Annotated in this window: 9 protein-coding genes, 2 tRNA genes and 3 pseudogenes; 2 read left to right on the forward strand and 12 right to left on the reverse strand. The window is 39.9% G+C overall.

All coding sequences use genetic code 11. From position 1 onward, the window contains the following. Positions 1–346: 346 nt before the first annotated feature. Positions 347–778 carry a hypothetical protein gene (locus tag FPG78_RS00155; protein WP_144086085.1) on the reverse strand — a complete coding sequence of 144 codons (432 nt, stop codon included), beginning with the start codon at positions 776–778 and terminating at the stop codon, positions 347–349. Positions 779–1,302: 524 nt separating this feature from the next. Here FPG78_RS00155 and FPG78_RS00160 point away from each other — a divergent pair. Both FPG78_RS00160 and FPG78_RS00165 read left to right on the forward strand, forming a co-directional pair. Next, the gene (locus tag FPG78_RS00160) at positions 1,303–1,512 is read left to right on the forward strand and encodes a histone H1 (RefSeq protein ID WP_144086086.1); all 210 of its coding nucleotides are present in this window, start codon (positions 1,303–1,305) and stop codon (positions 1,510–1,512) included. Between the two features lie 592 nt (positions 1,513–2,104). Further along, entirely contained in the window at positions 2,105–2,425 is a 321-nt protein-coding gene (locus FPG78_RS00165; RefSeq protein ID WP_144086087.1) for a hypothetical protein, read from the forward strand. A 240-nt stretch (positions 2,426–2,665) separates the two neighbouring features. Here the strand turns inward: FPG78_RS00165 and rpoC are convergent. The 11 genes and pseudogenes from rpoC to FPG78_RS00225 all read right to left on the reverse strand — a co-directional run bounded on the left by rpoC (position 2,666) and on the right by FPG78_RS00225 (position 15,811). After that, positions 2,666–6,947 (reverse strand): annotated as a pseudogene (gene rpoC / locus FPG78_RS00170) (DNA-directed RNA polymerase subunit beta'). A 59-nt stretch (positions 6,948–7,006) separates the two neighbouring features. Then, positions 7,007–10,845 (reverse strand): annotated as a pseudogene (gene rpoB / locus FPG78_RS08545) (DNA-directed RNA polymerase subunit beta). Positions 10,846–11,053: 208 nt separating this feature from the next. Beyond that, positions 11,054–11,431 carry a 50S ribosomal protein L7/L12 gene (gene rplL, locus FPG78_RS00180; RefSeq protein WP_144086088.1) on the reverse strand — a complete coding sequence of 126 codons (378 nt, stop codon included), beginning with the start codon at positions 11,429–11,431 and terminating at the stop codon, positions 11,054–11,056. 202 nt (positions 11,432–11,633) lie between these two features. Continuing rightward, positions 11,634–12,167, reverse strand: a complete 534-nt coding sequence (gene rplJ / locus FPG78_RS00190) for a 50S ribosomal protein L10 (RefSeq protein ID WP_144086089.1) — start codon at positions 12,165–12,167, stop codon at positions 11,634–11,636. Positions 12,168–12,171: 4 nt separating this feature from the next. Then, positions 12,172–12,864, reverse strand: a complete 693-nt coding sequence (gene rplA / locus FPG78_RS00195) for a 50S ribosomal protein L1 (RefSeq protein ID WP_144086090.1) — start codon at positions 12,862–12,864, stop codon at positions 12,172–12,174. Positions 12,865–12,894: 30 nt separating this feature from the next. Beyond that, positions 12,895–13,338, reverse strand: a complete 444-nt coding sequence (gene rplK, locus FPG78_RS00200; RefSeq protein ID WP_144086091.1) for a 50S ribosomal protein L11 — start codon at positions 13,336–13,338, stop codon at positions 12,895–12,897. Positions 13,339–13,520: 182 nt separating this feature from the next. Next, positions 13,521–14,075, reverse strand: a complete 555-nt coding sequence (nusG, locus tag FPG78_RS00205; RefSeq protein ID WP_144086092.1) for a transcription termination/antitermination protein NusG — start codon at positions 14,073–14,075, stop codon at positions 13,521–13,523. A gap of 16 nt (positions 14,076–14,091) precedes the next feature. Next, complete coding sequence (gene secE / locus FPG78_RS00210; protein WP_144086093.1) at positions 14,092–14,283, reverse strand: preprotein translocase subunit SecE; 192 nt, start codon at positions 14,281–14,283, stop codon at positions 14,092–14,094. Between the two features lie 11 nt (positions 14,284–14,294). Next, positions 14,295–14,367: transfer RNA gene (locus FPG78_RS00215), tRNA-Trp, on the reverse strand. 86 nt (positions 14,368–14,453) lie between these two features. After that, positions 14,454–15,640 (reverse strand): annotated as a pseudogene (gene tuf / locus FPG78_RS00220) (elongation factor Tu). Between the two features lie 96 nt (positions 15,641–15,736). Continuing rightward, positions 15,737–15,811: transfer RNA gene (locus tag FPG78_RS00225), tRNA-Thr, on the reverse strand. Between the last annotated feature and the right edge of the window lie 9 nt (positions 15,812–15,820).

Genomic DNA, 15,820 nt, shown 5'->3' on the forward strand with positions numbered 1-15,820 from the left:
CAATACCCATTAAACTGGTTAAAGAGATGGTCCACATACGGTTGTAGTGCAGCTAACCTTCACAATAACACGAAATAATATAGGTCAGGCAGCAAATGCCTAGCCAAACTAGCGCTTCTGGTAGAGAAAAAGGGCCTAAAAAGCTTTTCTCTTTTAAATAGGGATTATGAACTAATTTTTGCATGGAAAATTATATTTTTATCTGATTTACAGTTTAAAAAAATTAGAAATCATATCATACAAAGGGCCAACTGACGAAAAAAATACAATGGAGTGAGGCTATAACACTTTTTTTAATTAAATCTGAAAAACAGAATTTGGTAAACCAAAAAAATAATTCACAGACTTAAGTGGCTAGAAAGGCCGTTCTGGGATCACGTTTACAATCCTTATTCCGCTTCTTATATTTCTTATAAATTTTATAGCCGCCATAGGCTACACAGCTTACACCTCCACCTATTATCGCTGATGGAACTACTATAAAACCGGTCAATGTCAATGCGTATAGTAGTGTTGAGCTACCGACGATAGCCCCTATGGACCCTGCAGCATCTAACCCCGTTATGATAGCTGCCGTAGCAAAACCCACATTACCTCCCACTAATTCGCCAACCACTACGCACTCTTCTTTACGATTACCTAGCTCCATTTTATATTTTTTATTTTTTAATCTCTGCATACCCTCCTTCCTTGTGGTTTTTACCACTTTACTAGTGTGTATTATTGTTTTTGATATACCCTCCTCATTGCGCGTGTTAGCACTACTGCGATTGTTCATACAAACCTTATGGTTTAAAGAACATGCTGAAATATTCGATAAAATACAGATTATTACCGAATGCCAAATAATGAAATGTTTCATGCTCATAATAAATTATTTTTGTTTTTATTATAATTATGTACCAGTAAGTATGCTAGATAATTACCATTTATTATTATAGCACTTAATTTTCTATTGAGCAATACTTTCAATCATCTGCATCGATACATTTCCGAATACGCTACCATTTATGTCAATATACCACTACAGCTGATGGGCAAGCTATAGCAATCGAACAAAACGCACGCACTTGGAAAAATATGATGGAACATAAAATAAACAAATGGATAGATTACGCAGCTGCTCATGCAGTAACTGAAACAGGTCACTAGATAGGTAAAAGAGGAATGCTAAAAAAAAGGTTAAAAAATTCAAGAAAGTTCAGAACAATTTGATAAAAATTGATTAGATTCATAGATAGAGCCATCTGGTAAAGAATAAAAATAAAATAGACACCATTTAATTATTTTAATTATTATATCATGAATCGATTTGAAGAGTTAAAAACATTAGTACTTTCATTAGAGGATGAGTTTCATAAATTCTACGAGAAAGACAATAAAGCAGCTGGAACAAGGGTTCGTAAGGGTATGCAAACATTAAAAAAAATCGCACAAGAGATTCGAACAAATGTGTCGATATCGAAGGCGTCCATAGCCAGTCCAAAGGATTCAGATGGTAAACAAGCCTAACAAATCATGTTAAAAGCCAAGGTATTGTGTATACTGCCTTTTGCTTGATGAAAGGAGTTTTTATCTTACTTTTTTCTTGATTAAAAAGCAGCTAAAAAAACAATCAGGCGCTAATAAATAAAACCGCCACAAGTGCACCCTTACAGTTGGAAAAACAGAAGCTGCTCCGGAGCCCTCTCTGCAGACTGTTTTTCTTTTCATCTGTAAGCTGCACTTTTTAACCACAATTTTTTCCAAGTCCGTCTTCTTGTCTTATCCTGGGGCTAACATGGCCATACGGCTGAATGAATGACCTATCCTTTATTTGATATATTTCCAATCCCCCGAATTCAAAATTATTAGGTTTTTTTATCAAAATTTATTATAAATGAAATAATAATACTATTACAATATAGTATTATGCAAAATTATGCAAGCAGTCTACTCGTAAAAAGGGAATGAAGTATTGGACTATCTAGCATAATTACTGGTAAATAACTACAACCAATAACATGAATTCATTATGATTGCGAAACATTTCATTATTCGGCATTCGATAATAATCTGTATTTTATCGAATATTTCAGCATGTTCTTTACATAATAAGGCTTACATGAATCAATCATCTTTTAAGAGTGATGTGCGTTATAGAGGTAATAGTAACAATAGAGATAACGAGACGATTTCTTTAATACAGGAGGAGTCTACAATTCAGCAGGCAAAAGGGACACAAAACGGGTTATTAGTCACCCCTAACGGGTTAACACTCACTCCTAAAGCGCGGTCTCAAGCAAACGGTGCAGCGATTGGCACAGTTGGAGGCTTGATGATTGGGGGGGTACTTGCGCCGTTGTTTCCGCCCATAATACAGGTAACGACCTTCATAGGAGGTTGGGGAGGTGCCTGGATAGGGGGTCTAATGCACAATAACTAAGCCAACAAACCTAAGCAAGAGGCACCAAACGAGAATGGTTAACTATTACAGAAAGGATGATGTATCCTACTGTTTCTCGTCATAAAAAAGTTGTGGTTAGAAAGCACACCGCTACAACTGAAAGGAAAAACCGTTCAATTGTAGCCAGAGGGTAGCTTCTGTTTTCCTGGTGTGCTTTCAACAACTTTTTTCAAGGGCGCTTGCGTTTTTGTTACTTTTTTATCAAAATGAAGATTCCATCTATTCTGCTGTTGCATTCGCTTTAGCAGAGACTAAAACATCATAGGCTTTTTTAGAGTTTACAACCAAGTTTTCATAGCGCCGCATACCGGTTCCAGCAGGAATCAAATGACCTACAATAATATTCTCCTTTAAGCCTTTTAGCTTATCATACTTGGCACTAATACCAGCATCACTCAACACCTTGGCTGTTTCTTGGAAAGAAGCTGCAGATAAGAAACTTTCGGTAGCCAAGGAGATTTGTGTAATACCTTGCAGCTTTGGTTGCGCAACGGCCAACTCTACCAGCCTTGCTTCTACAGGAAGCAACCCTTGCTGCTTCAGCTTATCATTCTCTTGCAGCAGCCTACTAGAGGAAACAAATTGCCCTTGTTTAAATAATTTAGAATTTCCAGGATTTAGAACAATAGACTTATCACGAATCCTATCATTCTCTTCAAAGAATTTAACCTTATCAATAATTTGCCCATGCAACATGGTCGTATCGCCTGGATCAATGACCTCTACCTTACGCATCATCTGCTTAATGATGATTTCAATATGTTTATTATTGATTTTCTCACCTTGTAAACGGTATACGTTTTGCAATTCGTTCATGATGTATTCCTGTGCAACCAATGGTCCTTTTGTAACCAAAAGGTCAGCAGCAGCTACTGCACCATCCGTAATCACCTCCCCTACTTTCACATAGTCGTTGTCTTGGACCAAGATATGTTTAGACAATGGAATCATATACTTGACCTGTATGCCCTCTTTAGATTCAATAAAAATTTCTCTATTGCCTCTTTTAATGCCACCATAGGTTACCACGCCACTTAACTCACTAATAAAAGCAGTATTGGCAGGCTTTCTGGCTTCAAAAAGCTCCACTACACGGGGCAAACCACCTGTAATGTCTCGAGATTGATTAATGATACGAGGAACCCTAGCCAGTACCTCTCCTTTATGGACTTTATCGCCTATTTCTACGGCCAACTGTGCTTTTACAGGAAGTGTATAGGAGGCAATGGTTACACCGGCATCATCACATAAAACCACACTTGGATGTTTGGTTTTATCCCTAGACTCAATCATTACTTTGGCTTTACGGCCTGTTTGCTCATCAAACTCTTCTTGATAGGTAATACCCTCCTCAAGACCTAGGAAATTAACAACCCCATCTTGAGTAGCCAGTAATACAACGTTATAGGGATCCCAATGGTAGAGCTCTTGATCGTAACTGACCATTTGATTGTTTTTTACCTTAAGATGGGAACCATATGGCAAATGGGTACTGGTTAATACTTTTCTTGTATCACTATCTAAAATTTGCAGCTCAGCCGAACGGCTCATAACGACTTCTACAGCCTGGCCACTTGCATCTACATAACTTGTAACGATCAGGTCTTCAAAATTGACAATACCTGCATACTTTGCTTTGACCTTAGCATCAACGGTAACATTAGAGGCAATACCGCCCACATGGAAGGTTCTCATGGTAAGTTGTGTACCAGGCTGCCCAATAGATTGTGCCGCAATAACACCCACTGCCTCTCCAACGGATACCATATTACCTGTAGCTAAGTTGCGACCATAACATTTTACACAAACACCTTGCGATAAATCACAGGTCAACACAGAGCGTACAAAAACCTCTTCTAAGCCAGCTTCTTCTATGCTAGCAGCCATTTGCTCATCAATGCCACCTCCACAGGCAACCAATAAGGCGCCTGTTTGGGGATGCAAAATATCTTCCAAAACCACACGTCCCAGAATACGTTCTGAAATGGACTCAACTACTCTATTTTCAACTTTTACAGCAGTTACACGAATGCCTTTAAGGGTACCACAGTCTTCTTCAATAACGGTTAAGTCTTGTGCTACATCTACCAACCTTCTGGTTAGATAACCTGCATCAGCTGTTTTTAAGGCGGTATCAGCCAACCCTTTTCTCGCACCGTGTGTAGCGATAAAATACTCAATTACATTCAGTCCTTCTTGGAAGTTAGAGATGATAGGGTGTTCAATAATCTCGCCTACTGCGCCTTGTGTACTCTTTTGAGGCCTACCAATCAATCCTTTCATACCGCCTAACTGACGAACCTGCTCACGGGAACCTCTTGCACCAGAAATCATCATCATGTAAACGGAGTTAAAGGCATCTTGGTCTTGCTCTAACTGCTCCATCAGTTGATTGGTAATACGGGTATTGGTTCTGGTCCAAACGTCGATAACTTGATTGTATCTTTCATTATCGGTTATTAAACCCAACATATAATTACCCCAAATGGACTCAACCTCTGCAGTGGCTTGGGCAATTAACTCATGTTTATTGGCTGGTATCTTTACGTCACCCAGCCCAATGGTCATGCCTGCCTTAAATGCGGTATTAAAACCTAACGCTTTAATATTATCTAAAAATTCTACGGTAACGACTGTACCAAACTTACTGTACATATCTGTTACAATGCGCTGCATGTTCCGCACATTAAGGGTTTCATTCACAAATGCCATACCAGCTGGACAACATTCATTAAATACCACTCTACCAACTGTAGTCTCTATTAAATCAGCATCTGCATGGGCAGTAGGCAGACGCAGCTTAATATAGGCATGCTTAGAAACTTTTTCATGGGCCAATGCAATCAATACTTCTTCAGGGGCATAAAAGACCATGCCCTCTCCTAATACTACATCATCTGGGGTGCTGCGTTTTCCCTTGGTTAGATAATGCAATCCTAAAATCATATCACGAGATGGAATGGTAATAGGAATACCGTTGGAAGGATTCAATACATTATAGGATGCGAGCATCAGCAAGGAGGCTTCGGCAATGGCTTCTTGTCCAAGGGGACATGAACGGCCATTTGATCGCCATCAAAATCGGCATTGAAAGCGGTACAAACCAAAGGATGCAATTGAATGGCTTTCCCTTCAATCAATTTAGGCTGAAAGGCTTGTATCCCCAATCGGTGGAGGGTTGGTGCGCGGTTAAGCAATACAGGATGACCTTTGAGTACATTCTCTAATACATCCCAAATAACAGGATCTTTTTCCTCTATTAATCTTTTGGCAACTTTTACCGTTTCTGCTACGCCACGCTCTATAAGCCTGCGTATGATAAAAGGCATAAATAGCTCAACGGCCATCTCCTTTGGTAGCCCACACTCATGCAACCGCAACTCAGGCCCTACTACGATAACAGATCTACCGGAGTAATCGACGCGCTTACCAAGCAAGTTCTGTCTAAAACGACCCTGCTTGCCTTTCAACATGTCTGAAAGGGACTTTAATGGTCGAACACCCTCTGAAGCAACAGAATTTACTTTACGAGAATTATCAAATAGAGAATCTACAGCCTCCTGTAACATACGCATCTCATTGCGTATGATGATTTGAGGTGCCTTAATGTCTAATAGCCTTTTAAGCCTATTATTCCTAATAATAACCCTTCTGTAGAGGTCATTTAAATCAGAAGTAGCAAACTTACCACCACCTAGTGAAAAGAGCGGACGGAGCTCAGGAGGAATCACCGGCAATATCCGCATCACCATCCATTCTGGACGGTTCTCTACTTTTTTATGGACATCCCTAAAGCCTTCTACAATCTTTAGCCTTTTAACGATTTCTAAACGACGTTGTTGAGAAGCATCGGTCAGCAATTGTTCTCGTAAATCAACTGAAAGCTTCTCTAAGTCAAGCCCTTTTAAAACGGCTTCAATGGCTTCTGAACCAATTAGGGCAATAAACTTATTGGGATCCGAGTTGCTGAGTAATGCATTATCTGGAGGCAACTGATCTAAAATATCCAAGTATTCATCCTCGGATAGCAGATCCATAGCAGCTATACCATCTTCCTTTTTGATACCAGGTTGAATCACTACATAACGCTCATAGTATACAATTTGTTCAACTTTTTTAGTAGGTATGCCGAGCAGATAACTAATTTTACTAGGCAGCACCCTAAAGTACCAAATATGGGTTACGGGTACCACCAATTCGATGTGGCCAACACGTTGCCTACGCTGCTTTTTTTCTGTAATTTCAACACCACATCTATCGCATACAATGCCCTATAACGAATGCCTTTGTACTTACCACAATGGCACTCCCAATCTTTTACAGGGCCAAATATGCGCTCACAAAATAACCCTTTGGTTTCTGGCTTATGTGTCCTATAGTTAATGGTTTCTGGCAGGGTCACCTCTCCTGATGAACGAGATAAAATCACCTCTGGAGAGGAAAGACTGGCAATAATACCAGAAAACTGAGTAGATTGTGCCCTATTTCTTTTAAACTTCATATGGTTAAACTTGCTAAGCGATCATGTCAAAATCATGTCAAACTGGCTATTACGATACATTATACAAGTGTAATTTCAAGACCTAGCCCCCTTAGTTCGTGAATCAATACATTAAATGATTCAGATAAATTAGGTTTTGGAATGTTATTGCCTTTTACAATTGCTTCATAGGCTTTAGACCTGCCGACTACATCATCTGATTTGGTATTGAGCATTTCTTGTAACGTATAGGCAGCGCCATATGCTTCTAATGCCCAAACCTCCATCTCACCAAATCTTTGACCTCCAAATTGGGCTTTACCACCTAATGGTTGCTGGGTAATCAAAGAGTAAGGACCTGTGGAACGGGCATGCATTTTATCATCTACCAAATGGGCAAGCTTGAGCAGATATACTACACCAACTGTCACTTTTTGACTAAATGGAATACCGGTCCCTCCATCATAAACGGTTGTTTTACCAAAAGCAGGTAAGCCAGCTTGATCCAATTCATTGGAAATCTGATCTAAAGCCATACCTTCAAAAATAGGATTGACATAGCGTTTTCCCAATTGATAACCAGCCCATCCTAGTACTGTTTCATAGAGCTGACCTAAGTTCATACGAGAAGGCAATCCGAGTGGACTCAATACGACATCTACCGGCGTACCGTCTGCTAAGAATGGCATATCTTCTTGTGGTACGATCTTACAAACAATACCTTTATTTCCATGCCTTCCAGACATTTTATCGCCAACCTTTAGCTTTCTTTTTTCTGCAATATAGACCTTAGCTACCTTGACAACCCCTTTGGGTAACCCATCCCCTGCCTCTAATGTAAACCTTTCACGTTTAAAACGTACAATACATTCTGTGCATTTTTTAATATAGTTGGCTATAATACGCCCGACCAGATCATTTTTAGATGAATCAGCCGTCCAATTAGTAGGCAACAGATCGCCAATTAGATTGGCTTCTGCCGGAACATTATAAAGGGACTCATCTCGGTACATATTTTTAGCAGGGAAGAGCTTTTCAGTAATTAACTGAGTGGTAAGCTTGGTACCTTCTGGAATAATCTCATCGCCAAATTGATGATAAATACCACTGGTCACTACTCCATCTAAAACAACGGATAACTTTTTAATGGCTATGTCACGCAATTTTAGCAATTGTTTGGCATGTGTCTTTTTTAATAGCTCCAGCTCTTTTTTAACTTTCTCTTTACTTTCTTTATTTCTTTCAGGACTAGAGAAAATTTTAGTATCGATGACAATACCTTCCATACCAGATGGAACCCTTAAAGAGGTATTCTTTACATCCCCTGCTTTATCACCAAAAATAGCTTTCAAAAGCCTGGCCTCTGGGGTAACATCTATCTCGCCCTTTGGGGTGATTTTTCCAATTAAGATATCTCCTTCTTTAACTTCTGTGCCTACTTTAACAATGCCATGAAGGTCTAACTTAGCAATCGCTTCTTCACTAACATTTGGAATTTCATTGGTCAACTCTTCTGCACCAAATTTGGTGTCCTTTATCTCCAGCACAAATTCTTTGATATGAATAGAGGTAAATACATCATCCCGAACAATACGTTCAGAAATGACAATACCATCTTCAAAAGTATACCCTTGCCAGGATAAGAAGGCTACTTTTAAATTTTTACCCAGCGCGAGCTCCGCATCCTTAGTAGCATAGCCTTCGCAAAGGACCTGGCCTTTTTCTATACGACTGCCTTTAGAAACGATTGGCGATAGGTTAATACAAGTACTTCGATTGGTACCTCTAAACTTATCCATGGAATAGGTTACGGAAGCTTCATCAAATGCAACAAGGGCTTCGTCTTCTGAACGATCATATTGGACCACAATTGTATTACTATCTACATAAGTCACCAGACCATTTCCCTCTGCAGTAGGCAACCCTCTAAACTCTTTGGCTACTCTTTTTTCTACACCGGTACAAACAATGGGTACATCTGGCCGAATCAAAGGAACGGCCTGACGTTGCATGTTAGAACCCATCAACGCACGACTGGCATCATTGTGCTCCAAAAATGGAATCAAAGAAGCAGCAACCGAAGCAATTTGACTACTGGATACATCCATATAATTCACCTGCTCTGGCTTTACAAGGGATACTCATCTCCATTGCGGACTTTAACACGGCTATCTAGTATAGCGCCATTTGCATCTAAACGCACATTAGCTGGGGCAAAATTAGCATTTTCTTCTTCTGCAGCATTAAGGTAACAGATTTCACCACTCAGGTTAACTTTCCCATCTTCTACACGCCTATAAGGTGTTTCAATAAAGCCCATGTTATTTACACGTGCATACATACAGAGCGAGGAGATCAAACCAATGTTTATACCCTCTGGTGTTTCAATGGTACATAACCGCCCATAATGAGAATAGTGTACGTCACGGACCTCAAAACCGGCACGATCTCTAGAAAGTCCACCAGGCCCTAGCGCAGATACCCGGCGCTTATGGGTAATCTCTGCCAGTGGGTTCACTTGATCAATTAACTGGGAAAGTGGATTGATGCCAAAGAAAGAATTGATAACAGAAGAAAGTGTGCGCGCATTGATTAAGTCTGCAGGCTTAAATAGCTCATTGTCTCTAATGTTAATGCGCTCACGAATGGTTCTAGCCAAACGAGAAAGCCCCACACCAAATTGGGTAAAAAGTTGCTCACCAACAGAACGAACCCGGCGATTGCTTAAATGATCAATATCATCTACTTCTGCCTTACCATTGACTACCTTGATGAGGTAATGAATAATTTGTATGATATCTTCCTGTGTCAAGACACAAGTCTTTACTGGAATGTCTAAGTTTAATTTTTTATTGATCCTATAACGGCCTACTTCACCTAGGGTATATCGCTTGCTGCTAAAAAAAAGGCTTTCTACCGTTTCACGGGCCGTCTGTTCATCAGGGGGTTCCGCATTACGCAACTGACGGTAAATTTGCTCTATTGCCTCCTTGGTATCATTGGTATTATCTTTTCCAAAGGTATTATAGACTAGGTGATAGTCGGCATAAGCTGCTTCTGATTTATGCAAGATAATAGAAGAGACACCTGAAGATAGGATGATTTCTATAGCAGCTTCGTCCAATAGCGTATTGCGCTCTACAAGGACTTCATGGCTTGCGCGTACATATTCTTCACCAGTTTCTTCATTTACATAAGGTTCCTGGCAACTTTCTAAAACCCGAGCAGCTAATTTACGGCCTATATGCTTTTCTAAGACTGCTTTGCTTGCCTCTACTTCATCTGTAAGACCAAATATATCTAAGATATCTTTATCACTACTATACCCAATGGCACGCAACATAGTGGTAACCGGAATTTTCTTTTTCCTATCTAGATAGATATACATCACCGAATTGATATCAACTGAAAATTCAATCCAAACACCTTTAGCAGGAACTACTTTAGCAGCGTAAACATTAGACCCACTAATGTGCTTATTCTGAAAAAAGAAAATACCAGAGGACTTATGTACTTGAGAAACCACTACACGCTCCACACCGCTTAAAATAAAAGAACCCTGATCGGTCATATAGGGCACATTACCAAAAAAAACCTCTTGCTCAACGCCTTCATATTTTCCAGTATGCTCGTCGTTTTGCAGCAAGCGTAACTTTGCTTTCAAAGGGACATCATAGGTCAACCCGCGCTCAATACACTCCCGGGGCGTATATTGGGGAAGCTCTAAATTATAATCAATAAACTCCAGAATATAGTTCCGTTTAGAATCTTCAATAGGAAAATGCTCCATAAAAACTTTATAGAGCCCTTCACTGGTTCTATTTTCTGGACTAACACCCAGTTGAAAAAAATCTCTAAAAGACTTTAACTGGATTTCAAGCAAATCAGTATAATTTGCAGGGGCATCAGCAGAAGGCATATGGCAATTTTGTTTACTAGATTGTTTTTTCTTCACGAAGGTGCTACAAGTTTATAGTTTATAGGAAGCAAGAAAAAGAAAACAGCCCCCGGCTACATTAACATTCAGCAGGCCAAACACTGAAAAAAGCAAAAACAGACAAGATGTATGGCCGGAGCTAAATAGGTAACCTTTAACACCCCAAAAATATAGTATATAGGGCAGCTGCCTACTTCAATTCAACCTCTGCACCAGCTTCTTCTAATTTTCTTTTAATAGTCTCTGCTTCTTCTTTAGGCAGGTTTTCTTTCATCGTGCCTGGTACGCCATCCACAAACTCTTTGGCTTCTTTCAAGTTCAATCCTGTTATTTCTTTGATCAGTTTTACCACAGCCAGCTTAGAAGCACCTGCTGATTTTACAACCACATCAAATGTTGTTTTTTCTGCCACCGCTTCAGTAGGCGCAGCAGGACCAGCTGCCATCATCATAGGAGCTGAAGCAGCAGGCTCAATACCATACTCGTTTTTCAAAATATCAGATAGCTCATTTGCCTGCTTAACCGTTAAATTAACAAGCTGTTCGGCTAAAACTTTTAACTCGGTCATAATTTATAAATGTTTATACAATTTAGTATAGATACAAAAACAGAGAAACTCTCTGAGCCTTCTCTGGAAACGCTACTTCTGCTGGTAATTTGCTCGTCAATCCGGTGCTCAAATCCTCACGTACATCTAGTACGCTGCGGTTTTGCACTCCGTGTCTCCTACAAATTCCTCAGCATAAGCGCGTTTCGAAAGAAGTCTCTTGTTATGCGGATGCTAAAGTTTCCACCACTCCCATTAAACGTTTGCCTCCAGATTGAATCGCAGCCACAACATTTAAAATAGGAGCTTTTAAAAGCATCATGATGTCTCCCAAAATCTCTTCTTTTGATTTTAGGTTACTCAACGCATCCAAGTGCGCTGCGCCAATAAATAGATCACCATGAATAGCAGCAGCCTTTAACACAGGAAGACTTAATCTTTCAGCTTCCAAAAAAGCTTTTAACATTTTTCCGGGGGCACGCCCACTGTCATGGCTAAACAAAATACCAGAAAATCCCTTCAATACACTTGAAAAAGAAGCTGCATGGGCTACACATTTTTCAGATCGCTCAAGCGCCTTCTGTATTAAAGTGTTTTTAGCTATTTGATAAACTATATTTTGCGCAGCACAACTTTTTCTAAATTTGTTTACCTGTTCCACGGTAAGACCCATAGCGTCTACCACATAAAAACAGTCGAAAGTAGAAAATTTTTCCACTAGACTTTCTATAACCTGTAATTTTTCTTCTCGTTTCATTTTTCTAAAGCCCAAGGGCAATGCTCCTATCTACGAAAAAGCCTCTACTCATCGTGCTAGAAAGACTAATACTATTTATATAAAGCCCTTTTGAGGAGGCAGGCTTTAACTTAACAATCGCTCTTAACAACTCTGTGACATTCTCTACGATCTTTTCCTGAGCGAAAGATACACGGCCTACACTGGTATGTACAATGCCATACTTATCCACCTTAAAGCTTACCTTTCCACTCTTTACTTCTTTCACCATCTTAGCCACATCCATGGTTACGGTACCTACCTTAGGATTAGGCATCAACCCACGAGGACCTAATATTTTACCCAGCTTACCGAGTTTAATCATAACGGTTGGCATGGTGATAATGACATCTACATCTGTCCATCCTGCTGTTATCTTCTCTATATAGTCATCTAACCCTACATAGTCGGCACCAGCCTGTTTGGCTTCTTGTTCTTTATCAGCTGTACAGAGCACTAAAATTCTGCAGGACTTACCTGTTCCATGTGGAAGGGATACGGTTCCCCTTACCATTTGATCAGATTTTTTAGGATCTACACCCAAACGAACCGCAACATCCATGGAAGCATCAAACTTTGTAAAAGTATTTTTTTGCACCAGCTGCACGGCTTCAGTTAGGTGATAGACCTCTTTGGAAGCACTTGCTGCACTATGTGTATTCCTTTTTTGAATGGCCATTTTTATATCTTTTATTTAACCCAAGGCTTTTTATTTAACCCAAGGGGCAGTACCTTGTACCGTAACGCCCATACTTCTTGCTGTTCCAGCTACCATACGCATGGCTGCATGTACATTTAAGGTATTTAAGTCTGGAAGCTTATCGGTTGCAATTTGCGCAATCTGCTCCCAACTAATACTGGCTACCTTACGCCTATTGGACTCAGGAGACCCCTTTGTAATCTGGGCAAGCTTCATAATAGCAATAACAGCAGAGGATGTTTTAATGATAAAGTCAAAGGACTTATCTTGATAAACGGTAATGATTACAGGTATAATTTCCCCTTGTTGATCCTTTGTTCTAGCATTAAACTGCTTACAGAACTCCATGATATTGATACCCTTACTACCCAATGCCGGGCCTACTGGCGGAGATGGATTGGCTGAACCACCTTTAACCCGTAATTTTACATAACCTAAAACTGGCTTAGACATAACTTATATGAATTTTAAGAGTAGACTTCTTTCGAAACGCTAACTTATGCTGAGGAATTTGTAGGAGACACGGAGCGCAAAACCGCAGCGTACTAGATGTACGTGAGCATTTAAGCACCGGCTCGGACCCCTGGATCACCGCGCAAATTACCAGCAGAAGTTAGCGTTTCGCAAAAAGTCTATTAAAAAAGCTTTTTAACCTGCGCATAACTTAACTCTACAGGGGTACTCCGCTCATCAAAAATTTTAACAACAACATTTAACGTTTTCTTTTCTTCAAAAATTTCTTGTACTTTTCCAGAAAAGCCTGCAAAAGGCCCATCTATGATTTCAACTACTTCTCCTAAAGAAAAAATAGCGCTTAACTTCAGATGGCTAGGCTCAAGACTATTGGTTTTACCTATAATGCGATCAACTTCCGTTTGACTCAATGGAACAGGTGCACTACGCCACCCCCTAACACCTAAAAAACCCAAAGCACCGGTTATACTTTTTAGCAACTGTACAAGAAGACCATTTGACAAGTCTGCCTGCAAAAATATATAACCAGGAAATAAATGTCTATTTTTTACATATTTTTTCCCAGCACGAACCTCATATACCTTTTCATAAGGTATCAACAGCTCGCTAACAATAGACTGTAAATTGTTTTTTACAAGCTCTGCCTGCAGATTAGCCTTTATTTTTTCTTCTTGCTTAGCGACTACTTTAAGCACATACCACTGTAACGCATTCATTCAACTCGTCCATTTTTTAAAAAGCATTATAAAACCACACAAAAGCTTTTTTTAAAGACCAATCCATGAGCCCAATAAGAAGCGCAAATATCAAGGAAGCTACAAGCACAAGCATAGCACTACCTTGTAACCTATAGTAAGAAGGCCAAGTAATCTTATACCTTACTTCTTGTATCAGATTCTGTATAAATATCTTTGCTTTTGACATATTATTTAATGCACGGGTGGAGAGACTCGAACTCCCAGCCTATGGTTTTGGAGACCACCACTCTACCAGTTGAGCTACACCCGTATTGTTTATACCATAAAATTAAAAGCAAAACCAAACCGCTTTAAAGCGCGGGATAAACAAACAACAAGAGAAAAAACCAAAACGAATTATTCAATAATTTCAGTAACACGCCCAGCACCAACTGTTCTACCCCCTTCACGAATTGCAAAACGCAACCCTACTTCCATGGCAATACTGTGAATAAGCGTAATCTCCAAATTAACATTATCACCTGGCATAACCATTTCAATTCCTTCAGGCAGCTTTACTTCACCTGTAACATCTGTTGTTCTAAAGTAGCACTGTGGCCTATATTTATTAAAAAATGGTGTATGACGGCCTCCTTCTTGTTTGGTTAATACATAGACCTCTGCTTTAAACTTACTATGTGGCTTCACGCTTCCTGGCTTGCAAACGATCATACCGCGCTGAATAGAAGACTTATCAATACCACGCAGCAACAGCCCAACATTATCACCAGCTTCACCTCTATCCAAATTTTTACGGAACATTTCCACGCCTGTAACGGTAGAAGTCAACTTATCAGCCCCCATACCAATAATCTCAACAGGACTACCTGTAGTAATTACACCCTTTTCAATTCTACCGGTTACAACGGTTCCACGACCTGTAATCGTACATACTCCCTCTACAGGCATTAGAAAATCTTGATCTACCAATCGTACAGGAAGCGGAATGTAAGTATCTACTGCCTCCATCAACTCCTCAACCTTGGCTTCCCACTGCGGCTCATCATTTAAAGCGCCAAGAGCAGAACCATGAATAATAGGGGTGTTATCACCATCAAACTTATAGGCACTCAAAAGCTCCCTAATCTCAAGCTCTATCAATTCAATCATTTCAGGATCATTTACTAGATCCACCTTGTTTAAGAATACCACAATACGTGGGACACCAATTTGGCTAGCCAAAAGAATATGCTCCCTCGTTTGGGGCATCGCACCATCTGAAGCCGATACTATAAGAATGGCGCCATCCATTTGGGCAGCACCTGTAATCATATTTTTAACATAATCCGCATGACCTGGGCAATCCACATGGGCATAATGCCTATTTTTGGTTTCGTATTCTACGTGGGCAGTATTAATGGTAATACCTCGCTCCTTCTCTTCTGGGCAGCATCAATGGCTGAAAACTCTTTTTTCTCTGCTAACCCTGCTTTAGCCAAAACGGCAGTAATAGCAGCTGTGAGTGTTGTTTTTCCATGGTCAACGTGGCCAATTGTACCAATGTTTACATGGGGCTTTAACCGATTAAATGTTTCCTTTGCCATAGTTTATAATTCTTTAGATTTTTCAATATAATAACTTATTCACCCAATATATTTTTGGATTTACCCAAAATTAACCTCTTTAGATCTATTCCAAAATGGAGCCAATGACGGGACTTGAACCCGTGACCTCTTCCTTACCAAGGAAGCACTCTACCACTGAGCTACACCGGCCCTATAGAA

Source organism: Cardinium endosymbiont of Dermatophagoides farinae (genome assembly GCF_007559345.1).
GTDB lineage: Bacteria > Bacteroidota > Bacteroidia > Cytophagales > Amoebophilaceae > Cardinium.

What these genes read in the sequence shown, in the direction of transcription:
- FPG78_RS00155 (WP_144086085.1), bottom strand. Translation starts at nt 778, where the DNA reads ATGAACAATCGCAGTAGTGCTAACACGCGCAATGAGGAGGGTATATCA.
- FPG78_RS00160 (WP_144086086.1), top strand. Translation starts at nt 1,303, where the DNA reads ATGAATCGATTTGAAGAGTTAAAAACATTAGTACTTTCATTAGAGGAT.
- FPG78_RS00165 (WP_144086087.1), top strand. Translation starts at nt 2,105, where the DNA reads ATGAATCAATCATCTTTTAAGAGTGATGTGCGTTATAGAGGTAATAGT.
- rplL (WP_144086088.1), bottom strand. Translation starts at nt 11,431, where the DNA reads ATGACCGAGTTAAAAGTTTTAGCCGAACAGCTTGTTAATTTAACGGTT.
- rplJ (WP_144086089.1), bottom strand. Translation starts at nt 12,167, where the DNA reads ATGAAACGAGAAGAAAAATTACAGGTTATAGAAAGTCTAGTGGAAAAA.
- rplA (WP_144086090.1), bottom strand. Translation starts at nt 12,864, where the DNA reads ATGGCCATTCAAAAAAGGAATACACATAGTGCAGCAAGTGCTTCCAAA.
- rplK (WP_144086091.1), bottom strand. Translation starts at nt 13,338, where the DNA reads ATGTCTAAGCCAGTTTTAGGTTATGTAAAATTACGGGTTAAAGGTGGT.
- nusG (WP_144086092.1), bottom strand. Translation starts at nt 14,075, where the DNA reads ATGAATGCGTTACAGTGGTATGTGCTTAAAGTAGTCGCTAAGCAAGAA.
- secE (WP_144086093.1), bottom strand. Translation starts at nt 14,283, where the DNA reads ATGTCAAAAGCAAAGATATTTATACAGAATCTGATACAAGAAGTAAGG.